This is a genomic window from Micromonospora sp. BQ32 (assembly GCF_059358895.1).
The window spans coordinates 1-19756 of the sequence record NZ_JCADBI010000001.1 but is presented as its reverse complement, the minus strand read 5'-3'; the positions used below and the strand labels follow the sequence as shown (position 1 = coordinate 19756).

Below are 19756 nucleotides of genomic sequence, written 5' to 3'. Positions count from 1 at the left end.
TGCTCGTCGCTTCGGGGCACAAAGATCAGGTCATAGCTCATGGCGATGGACCGTACATCCACCTGGTCTCGCCGGGAGTGGACGCCTTCGGTGTGAACGAACGGCTCGGCTCAACCGGCGACGTCCACGACGACCTTGCCCTCGGCGGTGCCGTCGGCGACCAGGTGGTGGGCGTCCGTGACCGTGTCGAGCGTGAACCGGCGCCCGTCCAGTCGGGGGCGCAGCGCGCCGGCGTCGGCCAGCGTCGCGATCTCGCGCAGGATGCCGCCGTGGTGTTCGCGGCCCCGCCCGGTGAGCATCGGTAGCAGGGTGAACACGCCGGAGTAGGTCGCACCTCGGAACGACAGTGGGGCGAGCGAGTGTGAGCCCCAGCCAAGCGCGCTGACGACGTGCCCGTGATAGGTGCGTACCGCCGCGAACGACGCGTCGAGCGTCGCGCCACCGACGTTGTCCACGATGATGTCGAAGCCCTCGCCTCCGGTGTACCTCTCGACGTACTCCTCGACGTTGCTCGCGGTGTAGTCGATCGGCACGGCGCCCAGGCTCTCGATCACCCGCAGGCTCGCCGGCCCGCCCGTGGCGTACGCCTCGGCGCCTCGCGCCTGGGCTAGTTGCACACCCACGTATCCGACCCCGCCGGCACCGCCGTGCACCAGCACCTTCTGCCCGGCGTGGACCCCAGCCCGGTCGACCAGCCCTTCCCAGGAGGTGACCGCCGCCAGTGGCAGCGCGGCGGCCTCCCGCATCGAGAGGCTTCTCGGCTTGTGGGCCAGCAACCGGGCGTCTGCGGCGGCGTACTCGGCCAGCGAGCCCGGCAGGTCGCCGACGCCCCCGCACAGCCCGTACACCTCGTCTCCCGGCTCGAAGCCGGTCACCCCCGTGCCGACCGTCGCGACGACGCCGGCAAGGTCCAGGCCGAGCACCGCGGGCAGCTGGACGCGCGCGTGCGGGGCCTTACCTGCCTGGATCTTCGTGTCGAGCGGGTTGACCCCGCTGGCGACGATCCGCACCAGCACCTGCCCCGCCTTGGGAGTGGGTTGATCGATCTCCTCGATCGTCAGCGGAGCGTCGAACTCCCGCAGCACCGCAGCACGCATGACAATCCACACTCTCCGTGGTCGAGACGTCACGTGGACGCTATCCGACCGGACCGCCGGCCGGGCGGCTTCCGCAGGGGTCACCTGCGCCGGCACCGCCGGAACTTTTGGCCGACCCGACCGACCACCCGGATACCAGCCGTCATGGCTGGTCAGCTTTTGCCAGCTGAGGAAAAAGATCGTCACCTCTTGTAAAAAGTCTCGGCACAGTGAGGATATTCAGATGCGTCGTCACCCTCAGATTCCTGGGCGGATGGTCTCGGGCCTCCTCGCGCTCCTCCTCGCCTCAGTGGTCGCTCTCCTCGCGTCCGCTCAGCCCGCCGCAGCTCACGGGACCCTGGCCATGTCCACGCCAGCGGGTGGCGCCACGGTGCGCGAGCCGGTGACGTCGGTACATCTCTTCTTCACCGAGAAGGCCGCCGCCAACGCGTACTTCACGATCACCGCTCCCGGCGGCACCCGGGTCGACAACGGCTGGTCGTACGGGGAGCCGAAGCAACTGGACAAGCCGGTGCGCGAGTACTTCCTGGTCAATGGGCAGTTCGAGCCACGCGAGTACACGACCGGATTCCCGGCGGTCGTGGCCGTCTCGCATCTGCCCGCCAAGGGCCAGTATTCGGTGAGCTACCTGTCGGTCGCGTCCGACGGTGACACCGTGCGGGGCACGATGACGTTTCGCTACAACGGGCCGGTGACGGCGGCCCCGCAGGGGTGGAACCCGCCGTCGACCCAGCCGGACCCGGCGCTGCTGGCGGCCACCGAGCAGCACCAGACGTCCGGGCAGGCTTCGGCGGTGCCGACCACGCCCGCCGACCCGTCGACCCCGACGGCTGCGGCGGCTCCGTCGACCGGGTCGACCGGTGAGAGTGACCCCGGAGCACCGGCCTGGACCGGTTGGGCGGTCGCGGTCGTGGTGGCGGTGGGGGTGGCCGGATTCGTCGGCTGGCGTCGCCGAACGGTTCGCACCGGCAGACCCGCCGGCCGGGGCCGTACCTCGGCGGCGACGGCCGGCCGACGCGGCGCCGCTGCCCGTTCCGAGAGCAAGACCGTCGGCGGTAAAACCGGTGCGGCCCCTCGCGGCGGCGGTGTCGGCGCGCCCACCACCGCGGGCAGGCAACGGCCCGACCTGGACGTCGCCGCTGGCACACCGGGGTCCCGGCTGAGCAACACCCATCTGGCGCTGTTCGTCGGTGGGCTGCTGGTGGCCCTACTGGCCGGGTTCGGGTTGGCCCGTGTCGCCACCGCCGACCAGCGTCCGGCGACCGGCACCGCACGGCCGGCAGCGGGCGGACCGCCTGCCTCAGGCCAGGAGACGTCCGCAGGCGACGGGCACCAACACTCACCAGGGACCGGCCCGCACACGCATCGGGGTGACGACGCGACGGGCCAGACGCTGGCGACCGGGACGACGGTCAGCGCCGGTGGGTACACCCTGCAACCACTGGAGCGGTCCCAACCGCCCGGCGTACGCGCGGACTACCGGTTCCGCATCGTCGGGACCGACCGGCAGCCGGCGACCCGCTTCGCGGTCGTCCACGACAAGCCGTTACACCTGATCGTGGTGGGCCGCGACTTGTCCGGCTACCAGCATCTGCACCCGACGATGGCACCCGACGGCACCTGGAGCGTCCCCCTGACGCTGGCCCGTCCCGGCGGCTACCGCGTCTACGCCGACTTCTCCGTCACCGCGGCCGACGGCACCCAGCAGCCCCTCGTGTTGGGCGTCGACCACACGGTGCCCGGCGCGCACAGCCCGACCGCGCTGCCGCCAGCGCAGGCCCAAGCGACGGCTGGTCCGTACGCGGTGTCGATGACCGGCACCCCGACGGTGGGGGTGACGGCGCCGATCCACTTCCAGGTCAACCGCGCCGACTCGGCCACGCCCGCGCAACTGGAGCGATACCTGGGCGCGTACGGGCACCTGGTCGTCGTTCGTGAGGGCGACCTCGGCTACGTGCACGTCCACCCCGAGTCGGAGTTGGTCGACGGAACGGTCAAGTTCTGGCTGACCGCACCGAGTTCAGGCCGGTACCGGGCCTTCTTCGACTTCCAGGTCGCCGGCAAGGTGCACACCGGGGAGTTCACGATCAACGTGCCCTGAGCCCGGAACTTTCCTCCTGCTGCGGCCGACCAACCTCCCAGCAGCAACCATCGGAGGAAGAAACATGCGCACCACCAGCCCGAACGCTTCACGCCGCCGCTCGGCCGCCATCCTCGCCGCCGCGATCCTGACGGTGGGCACCGCCGGTTGTGGCTCGTCGGATTCTCCGTCGAAGGCGCAGGCGGGCTCGTCCGCGTCGACCTCGGCCAACCCGGACGCTGGTGTGCTCGGCATTCGTGACCCGTGGGTGAAGGCGGCCGACAAGGGCATGACGGCAGCCTTCGGGACCCTGGTCAACGACGGCGACACCGATGTCACGGTGACGAGTGCCACGACCTCCCTCTCTCCGATGGAGCTGCACGAGATGGCCGTGAAGGACGGCAAGATGGTCATGCGGCCAAAGCAGGGCGGCATCGTGATCAAAGCCAAGAGCACCCACGCGTTGGAGCCCGGCGGCGATCACCTCATGCTGATGAATCTCACCCAGCCCGTTCAGGCCGGCGACGAGTTGACCTTCACGCTGACCTTCGCCGACGGCAAGACCCAGCAGTTCACCGCCGTGGCCAAGCCGTTCACCGGTGCGCAGGAGAGCTATGCCCCCGGGCACGGCGAGCCGATGACCGGCATGAGCTCCACGCCGGGGACGAGCATGAGCCCGGCATCGTGACCGACACGCCACCTGCCGGGCCGGTGAGCAGGCGTGGCCTGCTCACCGGCGGAGCCCTGGCCGCCGGCGGTGCCGTGGTCGGCGGCGCCGCGATCGCCGCTACCCGTGTCGGGAGGACCGGACCACCGCCGGCGACGGCTGCCGACACGACGCCGGTGGCGGCCGTCGGTGGCCTGATCGAGCCGTTCCACGGCGCCCGGCAGGCCGGGGTGGCCACCGAACCGCAGGCGCACGCGTCATTCGTGGCGCTCACCCTGCGGGCCGGCGTCGATCGGGCCGCGCTGGGTCGGATGTTGCGGTTGCTCACCGACGACGCCGCCCGGCTCACCCAGGGCCGACCTGCTCTGGCCGACACCGAGGCCGAACTCGGGCTGCTGCCCGCACGGTTGACCGTGACCTTCGGCTTCGGGCCCGGCCTCCACCGGGCGGCCGGCGTCGACGACCGCCGGCCGGCATCGGTCACCGACCTGCCGTCGTTCCGCATCGACCGGCTCCAGCCGGCCTGGTCCGGCGGTGACCTGCTGCTGCAGATCTGTGCGGACGACGCGATCACCGTCGCCCACGCCCAACGGGTCCTGATCAAGGACAGCCGACCGTTCGCCACCGTCCGGTGGGTCCAGCAGGGCTTTCGGCGCAGCCCCGGTGTCGAACCGGGCGGCCACACCCAACGCAACCTGTTCGGTCAGCTCGACGGCACCGCCAACCCCCGACCCGGCGCGCCCATGGACACCGCGCTCTGGGTGCCGGACGGCCCGGCGTGGCTGCGCGACAGCACCACCCTGGTGGTGCGGCGGATCAGCATGAACATGGAGACCTGGGACCTGCTCGGCCGGACCGACCGCGAACTCGCCGTCGGGCGGCGGCTCGACACGGGCGCCCCGCTCACCGGCACCGCCGAGCACGACGAACCCGACTTCGCCGCCACCGACGCCGACGGTCTCACCGTCATCCCCGACTTCTCTCACCTGACCCGCGCCCACGTCACCGACGACCGGCTGAAGATCCTGCGCCGTCCCTACAACTACGACGGTGTGCCGACCGCCGAGGGCCAGGCCGACACCGGTCTGATCTTCGCGTCCTACCAGGCCGACATCGCCCGGCAGTACCTGCCCATCCAACGCCGGCTGGCCGACCGGGATCTGCTCAACGAGTGGACCACGCCGATCGGGTCCGCCGTCTTCGCCATCCCGCCCGGATGTCCACCCGGCGGTTGGGTCGGCGAGCAGGTGCTCGGATGACCACGCCAACCGGAGTTTCGTCATGACCGAACCGTCGTCCCGCCCCACCGCCGTCCGGCTCGGCGCGGCGGTGCTCGCTGTCGTCGTGGCGGTGCTCATCCCGGCCAGCCCGGCCTGGGCACACAACTCGCTGCGGACGGCCACGCCCGCTCGGGACGCGACAGTGCCGAGCGCACCGACCGAGGTCACGCTCGAATTCATGCAGCGGCTCGACCCGACGTTCACCACGATCGTGCTCACCGACGCCGCCAAGCGGAAGCTTTCCACCGGCGAACCAGTGGTCACCGGAGCGAGGAGCACGGTCCAGGTGACCGACACCCTGCCGAACGGGACGTACACGGTCGCCTACCGGGTCGTCTCCGCCGACGGGCACCCGGTTCAGGGGTCGTACCCGTTCACGGTGGCTGATCCCACCTCCAGCGCCGCGCCGGTTGCCAACGTCAGCGCCTCAGCGCCCGCCCCGTCCGCCGCCGCGAAGGCGCCCGACGGCGGTCCGAGCGCTGGTGTACTCGTCGCCGGTGCCGCACTGGCCGCCCTCGTCCTGACGACGGCTGGGCTGCTGTGGCGACGGGCTGCCCGACGCTGATCCGACCCGCCCCCGTGCGGTCGGGTCGCACCATCACCTCACCAGTCAAGGTAGATACGTGTCCCACACAGCACCACGGCAGTTCGCCGCCGACGATCCGGGCGGTGCCCGCACCGTCGCCATCGCCTCGGTAACCCCGACCGGTCCGGCCCTGTCCGCCGTCCGACCGAAGGCTCCCAGGGGATCCGGCTGGTTGGTCACGGTCGCGGCCGTCGCGTCGGGGGTCATCCTGTTGGTGCTCGGCCTCCGGGTCGGTGGTGCGCTCACGGCCGCGATCCCGGGCCTCCCCGACGCGGGGCCGAGCACGACCTGGGCACTACCCGTGGTCCGGCTGCTGTCCGACGGTCTCGCCACCGTGACCGTCGGCATGCTGGTGACCGCCGCGTTCCTGCTGCCCGGCGACGGACGGACCGTTTCGCCCCACGGCTACCTGCTTCTACGACGAGCGAGCCTCGCGGCGCTGGCGTGGGCGATGACCGCACTGTCGCTGATGGTGCTGACGGTCTCGGACCTGCTCGGCCAACCGCTGGAGACGCTCAAGCCCACGACGGTCGTCAGTTTCGCCACCACGATCTCGCAGGGGCAGTCGCTCATGCTGCAGGCCGGGCTTGCCCTGACCGTGTCGTGGCTGGCACGCGTCGGACTGTCCCGGGGGCTTGCCGCGACCGTCACGATCCTGGCTCTGGTCGCGGTGCTGCCTCCGGCGTTCACCGGCCACTCCGCTGGAGCCGGCAATCACCAGATCGCGGTCACCAGCCTGACCCTGCACGTCCTCGCGGCCGCGGTGTGGAGCGGTGGACTCGTCGCCCTGCTGATGGTGCGACGCAGCCGGCTGCTGGCCGACGCCGCCGTCCGGTACAGCCGCCTCGCTCTGGGCTGCTTCGTCGCCGTGACGGTGAGTGGGGTGGCCAACGCCGCCGTCCGTCTCGGTGCCGTCGACCAGCTCTGGCAGTCCCGCTACGGCTGGTTGGTCGTCGGCAAGCTCGCCGCCCTGCTGATCCTCGGCGCGCTCGGCGCGATACACCGCTCCCGCACCCTGCCGGCGTTGCGCGCCGGACGGCGGTGGGCGTTCGGCCGACTGGCCGCCGGTGAGCTGATCGTGTTCGCCGCCACCGTGGGGCTGGCGGTGGCGCTGTCGCGTAGCCCCACTCCCGTCGCCGAAGCCGGCATCGACGCCGACCCGATCACCGAGCTGCTCGGCTTCCCGATGCCCGCCGCGCCCAGCGCGGGACGCCTGCTCGGGCAGCCGCTGCCGGACATGTTCTTCCTGACCCTCTGTGCTCTCGGTATCGGCGGGTACCTGGCCGGGGTGCGGCGGATGCACGCGCGAGGGCACGGCTGGCCGGTCGCCCGAACGGCGAGTTGGGTGGGCGGGTTGTTCCTGTTGGCGGCGGTCACCAACCTTGGTGTCGCTCGCTACGCGTACGTGCTGTTCAGCGCCCACATGGCCCAGCACATGGTGTTGTCGATGCTGGTGCCGATCCTGCTGGTCGGTGGCGCACCGGTCACCCTCGCCCTACGCGCCCTGCGCCGACCGGCCGACCCGCGGGTACGCGGTGCCCGGGAGTGGCTGCTGATCGCGGTGCACAGCCGCGCCACCAGAGTGCTCACGCATCCGCTCGTCGCGCTGGGCATCTACACCGCCAGCCTGTTCGGCCTGTACTTCAGCGACCTGCTCGGCGTGCTGATGCGCTCCCACCTCGGTCACCTCGCGATGCTCACCCACTTCGTGGTCGCGGGCTATCTGCTGTTCTGGGTGCTCATCGGAGTCGACCCGGGCCGTCGACGCCTTCCCCATCCCCTGCTGGTGATCATCCACCTGGCGTCGATGATGGCGCACGGCTTCTTCGGCCTGGTCCTCATGCAGACGACCACCGTCATCGCCCCTGACTGGTACATCGCTGTGCACCCCACCTGGGCGTCGTCGCTGCTGGCCGACCAGCAGCTGGGCGCCGGCATCGCCTGGGCGTTCGGAGAGCTGCCCGCCGTCGTCGTCATGATCGTCCTGATTCGCCAGTGGATTCGCGCCGACCAGCGGGAACAGGGCCGCCTCGACCGCGCCGCCGACCGAGCCGACGCCACCGGGGCGGAGGACGACCTCGCCCGCTACAACGCGTTCCTCGCCGCAGCCGGACGGGCCGACAGCGATCCGCGCCGCACGGCCCGACCCGACCAGCCCTGACATTGGGATCCGATATTCCACCTCCGCCGGGAACCACCGGCGTCTCTCCCCCGACCACCAGTCAGGGCCGACGCGACACCTCACCGGGCGACCAGACCAGTACGGGAAACACCCTCCGGGTGCTCCCGACTCTTCCGATCGGATCACCATGTCTCTCACCGAACTGTCCGGCACGCCGACGCCGGAACCCTCCACGACCGCCGAGAAACCGGCCCGGCCGGCCCGGCGCACGTCGCCGTTCGGTGCGCTGCTGCTGCGGCTGCACTTCTACGCCGGCATCCTCGTCGCCCCGTTCCTGGTGATCGCCGCGCTGACCGGGCTGGCCTACACCACCACCCCGCAACTCGACGCCATCCTCTACGGCGACCAGCTGACCGTCGCCCAGGTGGGTGACCGTCAGCTCCCGCTGGCCGAGCAGATCGGGGCCGCGCGCAACGCGCACCCCGACGGCAGCATCACCACCGTGCAACCCGGCGCCGGTGACCAGACCACCAAGGTGGTGTTCTCCCTGCCCGAGCTGGGCGAGAACCAGCACACCGTCTACATCAACCCGTACACCGGCGAGTCCCAGGGGCAGCTCACCACCTGGTTCGGGTCCACGCCGGCCACCACCTGGCTGGACGACCTGCACCGCCACCTGCACCTGGGCACGGTGGGCGAGCACTACTCCGAGCTGGCCGCGAGCTGGCTGTGGGTGATGGCGCTCGGCGGGGTCATTCTCTGGTGGCGTCGACGCGGCGCCGCCCGAGCCGCCGCCCGGCATCTGCTCGTGCCCGACCTGTCCACGGCAAAGGGCGTCCGCCGTACCCGAGGTTGGCACGCCACCACCGGCATCTGGCTCACCGTCGGACTGCTCTTCCTCTCGCTCACCGGCCTGACCTGGTCCCGCTACGCCGGCGCGAACTTCGCCGCCGGCCTCGACGCGCTGAGCGCCCGCACTCCGGAGATCTCCACGAGCCTCACCGCCGGCCCCACCGCCCCTGCCGAGACCGGCGGCGGCCACGATCACGGTGCCGCCGGGGCGGGCGGGGTCGTCGAGTCGGCGGCCTTCGACCGGGTCCTGGCAGTCGCTCGCGACGCCGGCCTCTCCGGTCCGGTCGAGATCAGCCCCGCGCCGGAGCCGGGCTCCGCCTGGACCGTCACGCAGGTCGACAACACCTGGCCGGTCAACAAGGACCGCATCGCCGTCGACCCGGCCTCTGACACGGTCACCGCCCGCAGCGACTTCGCCGACTGGCCCCTGCTGGCCAAGCTCAGCGGCCTCGGCATCCAGGCCCACATGGGGATCCTCTTCGGCCTGGTCAACCAGATCCTGCTCGCCGCGCTCGCCCTCGGGCTGCTCTGCGTCATCTTCTGGGGCTACCGCATGTGGTGGCAACGCCGACCCACCCGCGCCGACCGACGCGCCCTCGCCGGCACCCCACCAGCCCGCGGCGGCGTACGCGGCCTGCCGCTCTGGGCACTGCTGATCGGCGTGCCGGTGACCGTGGCGATCGGCTGGGCGCTGCCCCTCTTCGGGCTCACCCTGCTCGCCTTCCTCATCATCGACGTCGTGGTGGGGGCGGTCTCTCGACGCCGACGACCCGCCGCGGCTCCCACCTCCCCGGCACCCGCCGGGAGCTGACCCACCGGCCCGGCCGTCCGTTCCACGACGGACGGCCGGACACCTCGCTCAGATCACGACCTGTTTGGTGTTCGGCAAGCTGTCGACGATCGACTTCTGCACGTTGATCGTGTCGGCGATGACCTCGTGGGGCGTGTTGGCCATCCACTGCATCACCGAGATGTCCTCGAACCGGGGATGGCGGAACATCTCCAGGAACACCAGTGGCTCCTCGCCGGTGTTCTCGATGTAGTGGCCGTACGCGAAGGGGACGTAACCCACGTCGCCGGCCTGGAAGTCGAACGTCCGAGCGGCGGCCTGCGAGGCGAAGACGCCCATCCGCCCGGTGCCGGAGATGTAGTACTGCCACTCGTCGGTGGTCGGGTGCCAATGCAACTCGCGCATCCCTCCCGGCTCGACCTCCACCAGGGCCGCGGCGGTGGTCACGGAGGCGGCGAAGTTGGTCGAGTCGGTGATCCGGACCGTTCCACCGCGGAAACGCTGCGGGGTCTGCGCGAGCATCCGGTGCTTGAAGCTTCGTGGGATGTCGCCGGTCGGGCTGACCACCCGGTCCTGTTGCAGGGGCGGTGGGACGTCGCCCTGGAAGATGTACTTCTCCCGCTCGGGCAGGTTCTCCATCTGTTCCAACGTCCAACCGAAGTTCTTCGCCAGGACGTGCCGGGGCGTGTGTGCGAAGAAGTCGCTGAGCAGGAACGTGTTGTTCTCCGAGAACGCGCCGTCGTCGAAGACCAGCAGGAACTGCGCCCCGTCCTCCAACGCCTGGATGTTGTGCGGCACACCCTGCGGGAAGAACCACAGGTCGCCCGCCTTCACGTCCTCGATGAAGTTGCGTCCCTCGTGGTCGACGGCGCTGATCCGGCAACTGCCGCTGAGCATGTACGCCCACTCCGACTGCTGGTGCCAGTGGATCTCGCGGTACGCGCCCGGCTCGAGACCGAACTGCACGCCGGACAACTGGCTGGCGATCGGGAGGTCGCGGCTGGTGACCTCGCGGGTCCAGCCGCCCTTCTCCACCCGGGTGTGCGCCTGGGAGAAGGAGAACTTGAGGTTGGGCACCAGCCGGCTGTCGGTCGTCGGCGGCACCAGGAGGTCCGGGTTCTGCCGCTCCAGCTCGACGTTACGGCCCGCGAAGGGCGGGGCGCCCTGGTCGCCGCGCCGCGGCTCGGGATTGCTGCTCGCCATGGTCGCTGCTCCTCACTCGGGTTGGATCGGATTGGGCGCGGGAACGGATCCGCCCCGCAGCCGTAGCCGAGACGAGATCCCCAACAGGACACGCACTCCGGGCCAGCCGTACTGGACCGCAATCGCGAGCGGAATCGCCGCCGCGGTCACCGTCAGCACCAGGCGGGCCCACGCCGGAGGGTGACCACCCGCGCCGGTGCTGGCGAAGAGGACGAACATCAGCAGGACGACCCGGAGCCGCCGCAGACCGGGAAGTTCGGTGAGCTGAGCCATGATTCGATAATCGGTGCCGAGCACCGGCCGTCACATCACGTGATCGCGCCATTACCGTTCGACAGATCCCGGACGGCAGGGGCCATTGCGCGCAATCGCGCCGGTTCGTCGATCTGCTCGCCCGCACCTGCCGCCCTGGCTAGGCTCGGTCGCAGGACGGCATTTCGACGCGCCTGGTAACAACCGGGGAGAACGCCATTGTCCGAATCATCCTTCAACGCCGGAACGCTCCCGGCCGACAACATCGCCGCCGACACCGAGCAACGACGGCACCGGCTCTTCGCCACGGCGGATCAGCTCCGGCTCGCCGGGCGCGGGATGGAGGCGCTACACGTCCTCGCGGCGGAGATCGCCACGAGCCGCAGCGGCGAACGCCACCGCGCCCACCTGCTCGGTCGCCTGGCGCAGATCGTGGCGCTGGAGCAGCCGACTATCGCCCTCGCCGGTCTGCGGGAGGCACTGAACCTCCGACTGGACGCCCGCAGCCGCGGCACCCTGCTCGCCCTGGTCGCCACGATCGCGGCCCGCACCGGACATCCGGACACCGATGCCCTGCTCCGCGACGCGGGCACCGCGCACGCCACCTCGGGTGACCAGTCGTCCGCTCGTCACCTCGCCCTCGGCCGGGCCGCCCGCGCGCTCGCGCACGGTGATCTGCCGGGCGCCCAGGCCGTGCTGGCGACCCTGAATCCGGACTCCTGGGCGGCACGAGCCGACGCCCCGTCCATCCGGGCCGAACGGATCCTCGTGCAGCTCGGCCTGGGCCGGCACCAGGACGCGCGGACCGCGAGCCGCCAGGCGCCCGACGAGACCGATGCCCCGCTCACCGGGCTGACCGCGCTGGACTGCCTGCGCATGGTGGCCGTGGGAGAGCTTCCCGAGGCGGCCGCGCTGGCCGTCACGACGCTCAGCTCCGGCTCGGCGGACCTCAGCAGGGAGGTGCGTGCGCTGTTGGTCGCGGTGATCGGCGAGGTCCGCTACCGCCGCGGCGAACACGACGACGCGCGCGCCATCCTCCGCACCTGTCTCGCCGAGGATCGCTGGCCGGACCGTACGATGTGGACTCCCGCGTTCTGCGTGGCGGTCCGCGATCCCGCCCTCAGCGCGCCGGCGGGTCTGCTCACCAGGGTCGTCGCCGACCTGCACCGGTCGGTCCGGCCGCTCCTGCCCGTGCCGCACTTCGGCCCCCGACTGGTACGCGCGGCGGTGGCCGCTGGCGACACCCAGGCCGCCCGTCGGGTCACCGAACTGGTCGAGCTGGTGTCCACCCGTACGCCGGTGCCGTTGTGGCGCGCGCTGGCCGACCAGAGTCGAGGGTTGCGCGACGGTGACCCGGACGCGCTCCGGTCGGCGGTCGACCAGCTGCGCACCACCGCCGCCCGGCCGGCGCTGGCCGACGCGTTACTCGATCTCGCGAACAGCCCCCGGCTGCGCTCCGGGGCGGCGCGCGATGCCGCGCACGAGGCGGCTGCCCTCTACGCCCGGATCGGCGCCCCTGGCGACCAGGCGATCGCCGACCGGCGCTGCGCCGACCTCGCCGCCACCCCGCGCCACCGGCCGTCGCTCGACGAGCCGTCCGGCAGGGGCATCAACGCGCTCACCCCCGCCGAGGAGCGGGTGGCCGAGATGCTCGCCGCCGGCGCCACGAAGAAGGAGGCGGCCAGGAGCCTCTTCGTCTCCTTCCACACCGTGGATACTCAACTCCGGTCCATATACCACAAGCTCGGCATCCACAACCGGATGCAGTTGGCGCGGGCCTGGGAACGGACCAGACGATAATCAGCCGATGACCGCGCCAGCCGACCTGACCCCGCTCGCCGAGGCCGTGGAGTGCGAATTCATGCACTCCTACGAGTCACAGGCACCCGGACCCACGTACACCGACCTTGGGATCGCGACCACCCGCATCGGCGGCGGTGTCGCCCTCGCCATGCGCAACGATCCCTCCGGCGGGTACTGGAGCAAGGCCCTCGGCTTCGGCACCACCGAACCGTTCACCGTGCAGACCCTGGATCGCGTCCTCGACTTCTACCGGGAGCAGGGTGTCGGCCAGGCTGTCCTCCAGCTCGTTCCGTCGGTGCTGCCCGCGGGCTTCGACGAGATCGCCGCCGCACGCGGGCTGGAGCCGGGAAGCACCTGGGTCAAGCTCGCCGCCCGACCCGAGGACGTCACTGGCGCGCAGACCCGCCTGCGCGTCGCCCCGGTGCCGGCCGCCGAGGCGCGGCGCTGGGCCGATGTGCTGCTCGCCGGGTTCGGCATGCCGTCCGGTGGGCTCACCGACATGCTGGCCGCGACGGTCGGCCGGCCGGCGTGGCGACCGTACGCGGCCTGGGACGACGGCGAGCTGGTCGCGGGCGGCAACCTGTTCCTGCACGGCGGGGCCGCGTCGCTCAACGCCGCCGCGACGGCCTCCGGTCACCGCGGCCTCGGGGCGCAGTCGGCGCTGATCGCCGCCCGCGCCCGAGCCGCCGCCGAGGCGGGATGCCGGTGGCTGTTCGCCGAGACCGGCAAGCCCGCGCCCGGTCAGCAGAACCCGTCGCTGAACAACCTGCGCCGGGCCGGGCTGGTGCCGCTCTACGAACGCCGCAACTGGGTCTGGCGACCAGCTTCCTGACCCCGCCCGCCGGGGTTCACTTCTCGCTGTCGAGCAGGGCCATCATCGGAGTGGCGTACCGCTGGCCGGAGGCGGCACCGGCCGGCACGGCACGCTCGATCTCGTCCAACGCGTCCTGGTCCAGCGCCAGGTCGACCGCGGCCAGCGACTCGGTCAGCCGGTCCCGCCGTCGCGCCCCGACCAACGGCACGATCTGTTCGCCCTGGGCCGCCACCCAGGCGATCGCCACCTGACTGGTGGTCGCCCCGAGCCGCTGGGCGACCCGGCCGAGCGCGTCCACCAGGCGCAGATTGGCCGTCAGGTGCTCGCCCTGGAACCGTGGGCTGTTCGCCCGGAAGTCCGTGCCGGTCAGCTCACGCTCCGCCGACCAGTGGCCGCTCAGCAGACCTCGGGACAGCACCCCGTAGGCGGTCAGCCCGATGCCCAGCTCACGCAGCGTCGGCAGAATCGCGGCCTCGGGGCCACGGGAGAGCAGCGAGTACTCGATCTGCACGTCGCTGATCGGCGCCAGCGCCGCGGCCCGACGGATGCTGTCCGCGCCCACCTCGGAGAGCCCGATGTGCCGGATGTAGCCGGCCTGCTGCACCTCGAGCAGCGCGCCCATGGTCTCCTCGATCGGCACCTGGGGGTTGATCCGTGACGGCCGGTAGATGTCGATGTGGTCGGTGCCCAGCCGGCGCAGGGAGTACGCCAGCCGATCCTTCACCGCCGCCGCCGACACGTCGTACGGTGCCGCCTGGAAGCCGCCGTCGGGCGTACGGCGGGCGCCGAACTTCACGCTGAGCACCACGTCCTCGCGGCGGCGCTCCCGCAGCACCCGGCCGATCAGCAGTTCGTTGTGACCCGACCCGTAGAAATCCGCGGTGTCGATCAGGTTCACGCCGGCGTCGATCGCCGCGTGCAGCGTCGCGACGCTTTCCGCCTCGTCGGCCGGCCCGTACAGGTCGGACATGCCCATCGCGCCGAGCCCGATGATCGACACCTCCGGCCCGGAGGCACCCAACCGTCGCCGTCGTAGACCCGTCATGTCCCTCGTCTCCTTCGGTCGTCGTCGCGGTGCGTGGTGGTGTCGGGGCACCGCTGTGTACGCTGTGTCCATATAACCAGCCAGTAGACAGCGTGTCCATATAATCGGGAGGATCAGTGGCCGAGCTCACGCCGGATGCCCAGACGCCCGCGCGCCGTGGTCGCGGGCGTCGCCCCGCCGATCAGGTACGCGCCGAGATCCTCACCGCCGCCGGTGAACTCCTGCTGGCCGAGGGCATGGCCGGCTTCACCATCGAGAAGGTCGCGGCCCACGCCGGAGCCAGCCGGATGACCATCTACAAATGGTGGCCGTCCAAGGGAGCGCTCGCCCTGGACGGCTACTTCACCGTCGTAGCGCCCACCCTGGCGTTCGCCGACACCGCCGACATCGTCGCCGACCTGACCAACCAGCTCGTCGCCTTCGTCCACCTCGTGCGGGACACCACCGCGGGGCGGGTCATCAGCCAACTCATCGGGCAGGCCCAGACCGACCCGGAACTCGCCGCCGCCTACCGGGAGCGCTACTCCGGCCCCCGGCGGGCCCTCGCCGTCGAAACCCTCACCCGGGCCGTGGCCCGTGGGCAACTACGCGCCGACATCGACCCGGAATCCGTCGTCGACCAGCTCTGGGGCGCCTGCTACCACCGGCTGCTCATCGCCGACCTGCCGCTCACCGAGGATTTCGCCCGCACCCTGGTCGACAACCTCATTCGCGGGCTGCGCTGACCGGCCAGCGGTCAGGCCACGGTGCCACGCCACGGACGCAGCGGGCAGCCAGCGTCGGCGGGGCTCACTCGGGCGGCGTGGCCCCCGACTGCTCGCTCACCATGTACGCCGCGTACCAGTCGGGCCAGTTCTCGTCATGTTCGCCCGTGCGTTTCTCGTGCTCGCCGTGCGCGGCGGCCGCGCGCCGCAGCGCGCTCGCCAGGTCGCTGGTGGAGCCGAACGACGTGAGGCCACCCTCGATGCGTCCGGGAAGCCGGGTCGTGATCTCCTGCATCAGCCAGGTGTTGCCGTCCGGGTCGCGCAGGGTGGCGCGCGAGAAGTAGCTGCGCCGCTGCGGGTCCGGCCCGTCGACCGGGCCGTCCGGGCTGACGTGGAAGACGTCGCTGACCTCGACACCGGCGGCGACGAGGGTGTCGTGGGCGGCCTCGATGTCGGACACGATCAGGTACGCCATGGCCGAGCCGGGTGCCGCCGGCGTGAGCCCGGGACCGAACTGTACGGAGCATCCGGAACCGTGCGGGGTCAACTGGACGATGCCGGGCGGGGTCTGGTCGAGCCGCCACCCCAGCCGTTCGTAGAACGCCTTCGCCCGGTCGACATCCGACACCGGGATGACGATCACCTCAAGCTTGACGTCGAGGTTCTCGATGCGCGACGTCGCGCTCGCGCCGCCCTGGGCAACCTTCGGGCTCATCGCCGCCCCCTTCTCCTGATCATCACGCTACTGCTTGCGTGCCTGTTCGGCGCCGCTTTCCGGCATCAGCCCGGCGCCTTCCTGGTGGCCCTGCGCACTCCCAACAGGGCGACCAGCGCGAGCAGGATGACGGCGACGGCGTACTCGTCGGCGGTCCGCGGCAGGCCGCCGGCGTAGACCACGAGGAAGCCGGCGATCACCGTGGGGAGACCGAAGCCGACATAGCAGACGACGTAGAGCACGGACAGCACGCTGGCGCGTTGGTGCGCCTCGACCAGGGGCATGACCGTCTTGAGGCTGCCCTGGAAGCCGCTGCCGAAGCCGACGCCCCCGAGCGCGAGGCCGACGAAGAAGCCCGGGATGGACTGTGCCATGACCGACACCAACGTGACGATCATGCCCAGGATGAGCGCGACGATCCCGGTCAGGATGACCGTCCGCGCGGCGGTGTTGCGCTGTACCAGAACGGCGAGCGACCCGAAGACGGCGAAGACGAAGAGGACCAGACCGCCGATCACGATCGACGTGTTCATGAGACTGCGGACGAGCGCCGGGCCGAGCGCGCCGAAGAATCCGGCCAGTGCCCAGATCGCGAAGAGCACCGGGGCGACGATCAGGACCGGCTGGCGCACCGAGCGGGGCAGCGTGATGTCCGGCCACAGGCTGCGTCGGGCTCCGGCCACCGGGGTGACCGTCTCCGGCATCAGCGCGACCCCGACGGCCTGGATCAGCAGGATCGCGAGGAGGACCACGTAGACCAGTCGCGTCGGCGCGGGTAGGAACTGGATGAGCAGCGCCGAGAGGAGGGCGCCGCTTCCGGTACCGATACCAGGGGCGATCGAGTTCGCGAGCGTGCCCCGGGCACGGTCGATGTCGAGCATGGCGGCGCCCACGGCGCCGGTGGCGGCGCCGGCAGCCAGCCCCTGCACGAGACGGGCGACCAGCAGGGCCGGGACACCGTTGGCGAAGATGAAGACGACAAGCGCGAGCATCTGCACCGCGATCGCGACGGCCAGCACCGGCCGCCGACCGACGTGGTCGGACAACTTGCCGAACGTGAGCAGCGAGGCCAGCACCGCGAGCGCGTAGACGGCGAACACCACGGTGGTCGTGACCGCCGAGAAGTGCCAGCGGTCCTGGTACAGGCCATAGAGCGGGGTCGGGGCCGCCGACGCCGCCAGGAACGACACCAGGATCGACGCCAGCAGCACCAGGGAGGCCGTCGGCGCGAGTCGGGCCCGCCCTGCGATAGGCATCTCGGTGCTCCTCGGCTGCGTGAAAGGCGGTCAGCCTGGGCGTTCCGCCGGCCCCCGGGCCACGGCGGCGTACCCGGTTGACGCCGGCACATGCCAGCTCAGCCGTCGTTGTCCTGACCGGTCGCCGGGAGGCTCGCCACGCCCCGGCTGAGCGCGTCTCTGAAGTCGCGGTACCGGTCGGGACCGAGCGTGTCGGCGAGTTTCTGCTCGATCAGGTGCACGAAGCCGTCGGAGGCCGCCATGAAGCAGGCACGCGACGGCCTGCTCCAGGCCGGCCTCGACCAATGGTCGGCCGAGGTCCTCGCCGAGTACCGGGTCGCCTACGGCTCCGGTTGGGGCGACTTCACCAACGACCATGTCGAGCGAATCGTCGGCCGGCAGCCGCGGACCTTCGCCGAGTTCGCCCGCGACCACCGCGAGCACTTCGCCAGCGTCTGATCCGTCGACAGCTCGGCGCGGTGCCCTCCGGCGCGATCCCGCCGGAGGGCACCGCAGTGCGTGCCCGGCCGGTGCCCCTACAGCTCGGGGTGGCCGAAGAGCCCCGGCAGCCCGCCGCTGTGCAGGAAGACGACCCGGTCGCCGCGCGGGAAGCTGCCCGCCAGCAGCGCCGCCATCGCCCGACCGGTGTACGTCGGGTCCAGGAAGATCCCCTCCGTACGCGCGGTCACCTCCAGCGCCGCCCGGGCGGAGTCGGTCAGGGTGCGGTACCCGGCACCCACCTGGGTGCCGTCGATCCGCAGCGCGTCCGGCGCGACCTCGCCGACGAGCAGCCCGGCGACGGTCGCCCGAGGGTCCGGCACGGCGCCGACATCCACGCCGACCACCCGCTGCGCGCCCAACTCCCGCACCAGACCGGCCATCGTCCCGCCGGAGCCGAGCGCCGCCACCACCTCGACCCCGTCGACGGTCGGCAGCTGGGCCCGCAACTCCCGACCACAGTCCACATAACCCTGGGTCGACGCGGGCGAGGTGCCGCCGAACGGGATGACGTACGCCGATCGTCGCTCCGCCTCGGCCGCCACCACCTCGGCGAGCGGACGGTCTCCGGTCCAGACGATCTCCGCGCCGGCCAGCCCGTCGAGCAGCAGGTTGCCTCGCCGACGCTCCGGGGGCGAGCCGGCGAGCACCAGCACGCAGGAGAGGTTGAGCCGCGCGGCCGCGGCCGCGGTGAGCCGGGCGTGGTTGCTCTGCGGCGCCCCCGAGGTGATGACCGTGGTGGCGCCGACGGCGATCGCCTGCGCGCAGGTGTACTGGAGCTTGCGGATCTTGTTGCCGCCCCCGCCGAGGCCGTTGAGATCGTCACGCTTGAACCAGAGCTCGGCCAGCCCGAGCCGGGCGGCGAGCCGGGGCGCGGCCTCCAGGGGCGTCGGCCAGGTACCGAGCGGAACGGGTGTGATCATCCGTGCAGCTAAGCACTCCGTAGCCTCGTGCGCAGCTTCCCGGTCCTCGGCGGCTATGCCCGACGTGCTGCTGCCCGGGGCAGCGGACCGACGTCTGAATGGCGACCGGGGCGGAGCGCCGCGTGCCGCTGCCCGGGACCCGCCCCGTCGCGGGCGGCGAGCGCGTCGGCCACCGCTCCGGTGGCGAACGCGTAGATGGACTTGTGCAACACGTCGATGGCGAGTTCGGGGCGGGGCCAGGTCGGTGGGGGCGCCCCGACGCCGGTGGCGTTCTCCAGGATCTGGTCGTTGGTCAGGCGCACCGCCGTGAACATCGTCGAGGCCCAGACGCCGCGCAGCCCGGCCTGCGCCATGACGCTGCGCAGCACGCCAACCAGCGCGCCCTGGCCATAGTGCATTGCCAGGTTCTGCCACCGGGGCTGCTGCCGGGAGGATTCCGGCAGGCCGGTCAGCCGGGCCAGAACCCGGGCCGGCACGTAGGAGTCGGGCCGACCGGTCACCCGCTGTTCGATCTTCTCGGCGGCTGTCATCACCGCCGCCCCGGCCAGGCCCGCCGCCACGCCCTGCCACACCGCTCGCTTCAGCATGATTCAGCCCTACCCACGGCCCAGGCACCCACACCCGCGAATCGTCATCGGACCTCGATCCGGATGACCGCCTGGTTTGCCACCGTTCGGGGTGGGTAGGGGGCCAATCGGGTCAAGACATGCGCCCTCCAGTGGTCAGCCCTGCCGTGCACACGCGGCGGATCGACCACCCTCGTCGAGGACGGAGGCCGCAGGTGACCGACCAGATCCCCCTCCTCCGGCCGCCGTCACACGGTGCCCTGGAGCATCAGCAACAGGGCCTCGACCCTTCCCTCGCCGCTCAACCCCAGGCGGCACGGCCCCCGTCCCCCATGAAGGAGAGGCATGTTCAATCCGCTCGACCACAAAGGAATCCCACTCGAGAACCAGATCCGCAACTGGCGTGAACTGAACGTCGATCCGATCGACCCGGAGGCGGTCGATCCATACACCAGGTGCCGGATCATCACGATGAACGGCATCGAGATCGAGGCGATCAACTTCTCGCACCAGTTCGCCCGCAA

The 19756-nt window shown here is 71.4% G+C and carries 19 protein-coding genes; 10 read left to right on the top strand and 9 right to left on the bottom strand.

Features of this window, described 5'->3' with window-relative positions; all coding sequences use genetic code 11:
* Positions 1–110 precede the first annotated feature (110 nt).
* Positions 111–1097 carry a zinc-dependent alcohol dehydrogenase family protein gene (locus AC5L30_RS00095; RefSeq protein WP_494864284.1) on the bottom strand — a complete coding sequence of 329 codons (987 nt, stop codon included), beginning with the start codon at positions 1095–1097 and terminating at the stop codon, positions 111–113.
* 343 nt (positions 1098–1440) lie between these two features.
* Here AC5L30_RS00095 and AC5L30_RS00090 point away from each other — a divergent pair, with 343 nt between their 5' ends.
* The 6 genes from AC5L30_RS00090 to AC5L30_RS00065 all read left to right on the top strand — a co-directional run bounded on the left by AC5L30_RS00090 (position 1441) and on the right by AC5L30_RS00065 (position 9495).
* Positions 1441–3198, top strand: a complete 1758-nt coding sequence (locus AC5L30_RS00090) for a DUF8832 domain-containing protein (protein WP_494864282.1) — start codon at positions 1441–1443, stop codon at positions 3196–3198.
* 64 nt (positions 3199–3262) lie between these two features.
* Positions 3263–3865, top strand: coding sequence for a copper chaperone PCu(A)C (locus AC5L30_RS00085; RefSeq protein WP_494864281.1), 603 nt, complete (start codon positions 3263–3265; stop codon positions 3863–3865).
* Positions 3866–3888: 23 nt separating this feature from the next.
* The gene (locus tag AC5L30_RS00080; RefSeq protein ID WP_494865291.1) at positions 3889–5103 is read left to right on the top strand and encodes a Dyp-type peroxidase; all 1215 of its coding nucleotides are present in this window, start codon (positions 3889–3891) and stop codon (positions 5101–5103) included.
* Positions 5104–5125: 22 nt separating this feature from the next.
* Positions 5126–5689, top strand: coding sequence for a copper resistance CopC family protein (locus tag AC5L30_RS00075; protein WP_494864280.1), 564 nt, complete (start codon positions 5126–5128; stop codon positions 5687–5689).
* A gap of 58 nt (positions 5690–5747) precedes the next feature.
* A complete protein-coding gene (locus tag AC5L30_RS00070) occupies positions 5748–7871 on the top strand; it encodes a bifunctional copper resistance protein CopD/cytochrome c oxidase assembly protein (protein ID WP_494864279.1) in 2124 nt (707 codons plus the stop codon).
* Positions 7872–8019: 148 nt separating this feature from the next.
* Entirely contained in the window at positions 8020–9495 is a 1476-nt protein-coding gene (locus AC5L30_RS00065; RefSeq protein WP_494864277.1) for a PepSY-associated TM helix domain-containing protein, read from the top strand.
* A 48-nt stretch (positions 9496–9543) separates the two neighbouring features.
* On the opposite strand, the gene AC5L30_RS00060 is transcribed toward AC5L30_RS00065, so the two are convergent.
* Positions 9544–10677, bottom strand: coding sequence for a cupin domain-containing protein (locus tag AC5L30_RS00060; protein WP_494864276.1), 1134 nt, complete (start codon positions 10675–10677; stop codon positions 9544–9546).
* A 12-nt stretch (positions 10678–10689) separates the two neighbouring features.
* Positions 10690–10950: a hypothetical protein gene (locus tag AC5L30_RS00055; RefSeq protein ID WP_494864275.1), complete on the bottom strand. Its 261-nt coding sequence runs from the start codon at positions 10948–10950 to the stop codon at positions 10690–10692.
* 198 nt (positions 10951–11148) lie between these two features.
* Between AC5L30_RS00055 and AC5L30_RS00050 the strand changes: the two genes are divergently transcribed.
* Both AC5L30_RS00050 and AC5L30_RS00045 read left to right on the top strand, forming a co-directional pair.
* The gene (locus AC5L30_RS00050) at positions 11149–12729 is read left to right on the top strand and encodes a helix-turn-helix transcriptional regulator (RefSeq protein WP_494864274.1); all 1581 of its coding nucleotides are present in this window, start codon (positions 11149–11151) and stop codon (positions 12727–12729) included.
* Positions 12730–12736: 7 nt separating this feature from the next.
* Positions 12737–13564 (top strand): GNAT family N-acetyltransferase, encoded by an 828-nt coding sequence (locus AC5L30_RS00045; protein ID WP_494864273.1) that lies wholly within the window; start codon positions 12737–12739, stop codon positions 13562–13564.
* A gap of 16 nt (positions 13565–13580) precedes the next feature.
* Here AC5L30_RS00045 and AC5L30_RS00040 read toward each other — a convergent pair whose 3' ends face one another.
* Positions 13581–14591, bottom strand: a complete 1011-nt coding sequence (locus AC5L30_RS00040; RefSeq protein ID WP_494864271.1) for an aldo/keto reductase — start codon at positions 14589–14591, stop codon at positions 13581–13583.
* 116 nt (positions 14592–14707) lie between these two features.
* On the opposite strand from AC5L30_RS00040, the gene AC5L30_RS00035 reads away from it, so the two are divergent.
* Entirely contained in the window at positions 14708–15316 is a 609-nt protein-coding gene (locus AC5L30_RS00035) for a TetR/AcrR family transcriptional regulator (protein WP_494864269.1), read from the top strand.
* A gap of 64 nt (positions 15317–15380) precedes the next feature.
* Here the strand turns inward: AC5L30_RS00035 and AC5L30_RS00030 are convergent, their stop codons facing one another.
* From AC5L30_RS00030 to AC5L30_RS00020, 3 genes are all read right to left on the bottom strand, one after another.
* On the bottom strand, positions 15381–16010 hold the full coding sequence (locus AC5L30_RS00030) for a VOC family protein (protein WP_494864268.1): 630 nt from the start codon (positions 16008–16010) through the stop codon (positions 15381–15383).
* 65 nt (positions 16011–16075) lie between these two features.
* Complete coding sequence (locus AC5L30_RS00025; RefSeq protein WP_494864266.1) at positions 16076–17266, bottom strand: MFS transporter; 1191 nt, start codon at positions 17264–17266, stop codon at positions 16076–16078.
* A 98-nt stretch (positions 17267–17364) separates the two neighbouring features.
* Entirely contained in the window at positions 17365–17508 is a 144-nt protein-coding gene (locus tag AC5L30_RS00020; RefSeq protein ID WP_494864264.1) for a hypothetical protein, read from the bottom strand.
* Here AC5L30_RS00020 and AC5L30_RS00015 point away from each other — a divergent pair.
* The gene (locus AC5L30_RS00015) at positions 17507–17704 is read left to right on the top strand and encodes a hypothetical protein (RefSeq protein WP_494864263.1); all 198 of its coding nucleotides are present in this window, start codon (positions 17507–17509) and stop codon (positions 17702–17704) included. The genes AC5L30_RS00020 and AC5L30_RS00015 overlap by 2 nt on opposite strands.
* A gap of 77 nt (positions 17705–17781) precedes the next feature.
* On the opposite strand, the gene AC5L30_RS00010 is transcribed toward AC5L30_RS00015, so the two are convergent.
* A complete protein-coding gene (locus tag AC5L30_RS00010) occupies positions 17782–18666 on the bottom strand; it encodes a pyridoxal-phosphate dependent enzyme (RefSeq protein WP_494864261.1) in 885 nt (294 codons plus the stop codon).
* A gap of 53 nt (positions 18667–18719) precedes the next feature.
* Positions 18720–19253 carry a hypothetical protein gene (locus AC5L30_RS00005; protein WP_494864259.1) on the bottom strand — a complete coding sequence of 178 codons (534 nt, stop codon included), beginning with the start codon at positions 19251–19253 and terminating at the stop codon, positions 18720–18722.
* Positions 19254–19756: the final 503 nt, after the last annotated feature.

Coding starts and splice junctions, on each gene's coding strand:
- AC5L30_RS00030 (WP_494864268.1), bottom strand. CDS start 16,010: ATGAGCCCGAAGGTTGCCCAGGGCGGCGCGAGCGCGACGTCGCGCATC.
- AC5L30_RS00005 (WP_494864259.1), bottom strand. CDS start 19,253: ATGCTGAAGCGAGCGGTGTGGCAGGGCGTGGCGGCGGGCCTGGCCGGG.
- AC5L30_RS00025 (WP_494864266.1), bottom strand. CDS start 17,266: ATGCCTATCGCAGGGCGGGCCCGACTCGCGCCGACGGCCTCCCTGGTG.
- AC5L30_RS00040 (WP_494864271.1), bottom strand. CDS start 14,591: ATGACGGGTCTACGACGGCGACGGTTGGGTGCCTCCGGGCCGGAGGTG.
- AC5L30_RS00065 (WP_494864277.1), top strand. CDS start 8,020: ATGTCTCTCACCGAACTGTCCGGCACGCCGACGCCGGAACCCTCCACG.
- AC5L30_RS00015 (WP_494864263.1), top strand. CDS start 17,507: ATGAAGCAGGCACGCGACGGCCTGCTCCAGGCCGGCCTCGACCAATGG.
- AC5L30_RS00095 (WP_494864284.1), bottom strand. CDS start 1,097: ATGCGTGCTGCGGTGCTGCGGGAGTTCGACGCTCCGCTGACGATCGAG.
- AC5L30_RS00010 (WP_494864261.1), bottom strand. CDS start 18,666: ATGATCACACCCGTTCCGCTCGGTACCTGGCCGACGCCCCTGGAGGCC.
- AC5L30_RS00045 (WP_494864273.1), top strand. CDS start 12,737: ATGACCGCGCCAGCCGACCTGACCCCGCTCGCCGAGGCCGTGGAGTGC.
- AC5L30_RS00020 (WP_494864264.1), bottom strand. CDS start 17,508: ATGGCGGCCTCCGACGGCTTCGTGCACCTGATCGAGCAGAAACTCGCC.
- AC5L30_RS00085 (WP_494864281.1), top strand. CDS start 3,263: ATGCGCACCACCAGCCCGAACGCTTCACGCCGCCGCTCGGCCGCCATC.
- AC5L30_RS00055 (WP_494864275.1), bottom strand. CDS start 10,950: ATGGCTCAGCTCACCGAACTTCCCGGTCTGCGGCGGCTCCGGGTCGTC.
- AC5L30_RS00090 (WP_494864282.1), top strand. CDS start 1,441: ATGTCCACGCCAGCGGGTGGCGCCACGGTGCGCGAGCCGGTGACGTCG.
- AC5L30_RS00075 (WP_494864280.1), top strand. CDS start 5,126: ATGACCGAACCGTCGTCCCGCCCCACCGCCGTCCGGCTCGGCGCGGCG.
- AC5L30_RS00060 (WP_494864276.1), bottom strand. CDS start 10,677: ATGGCGAGCAGCAATCCCGAGCCGCGGCGCGGCGACCAGGGCGCCCCG.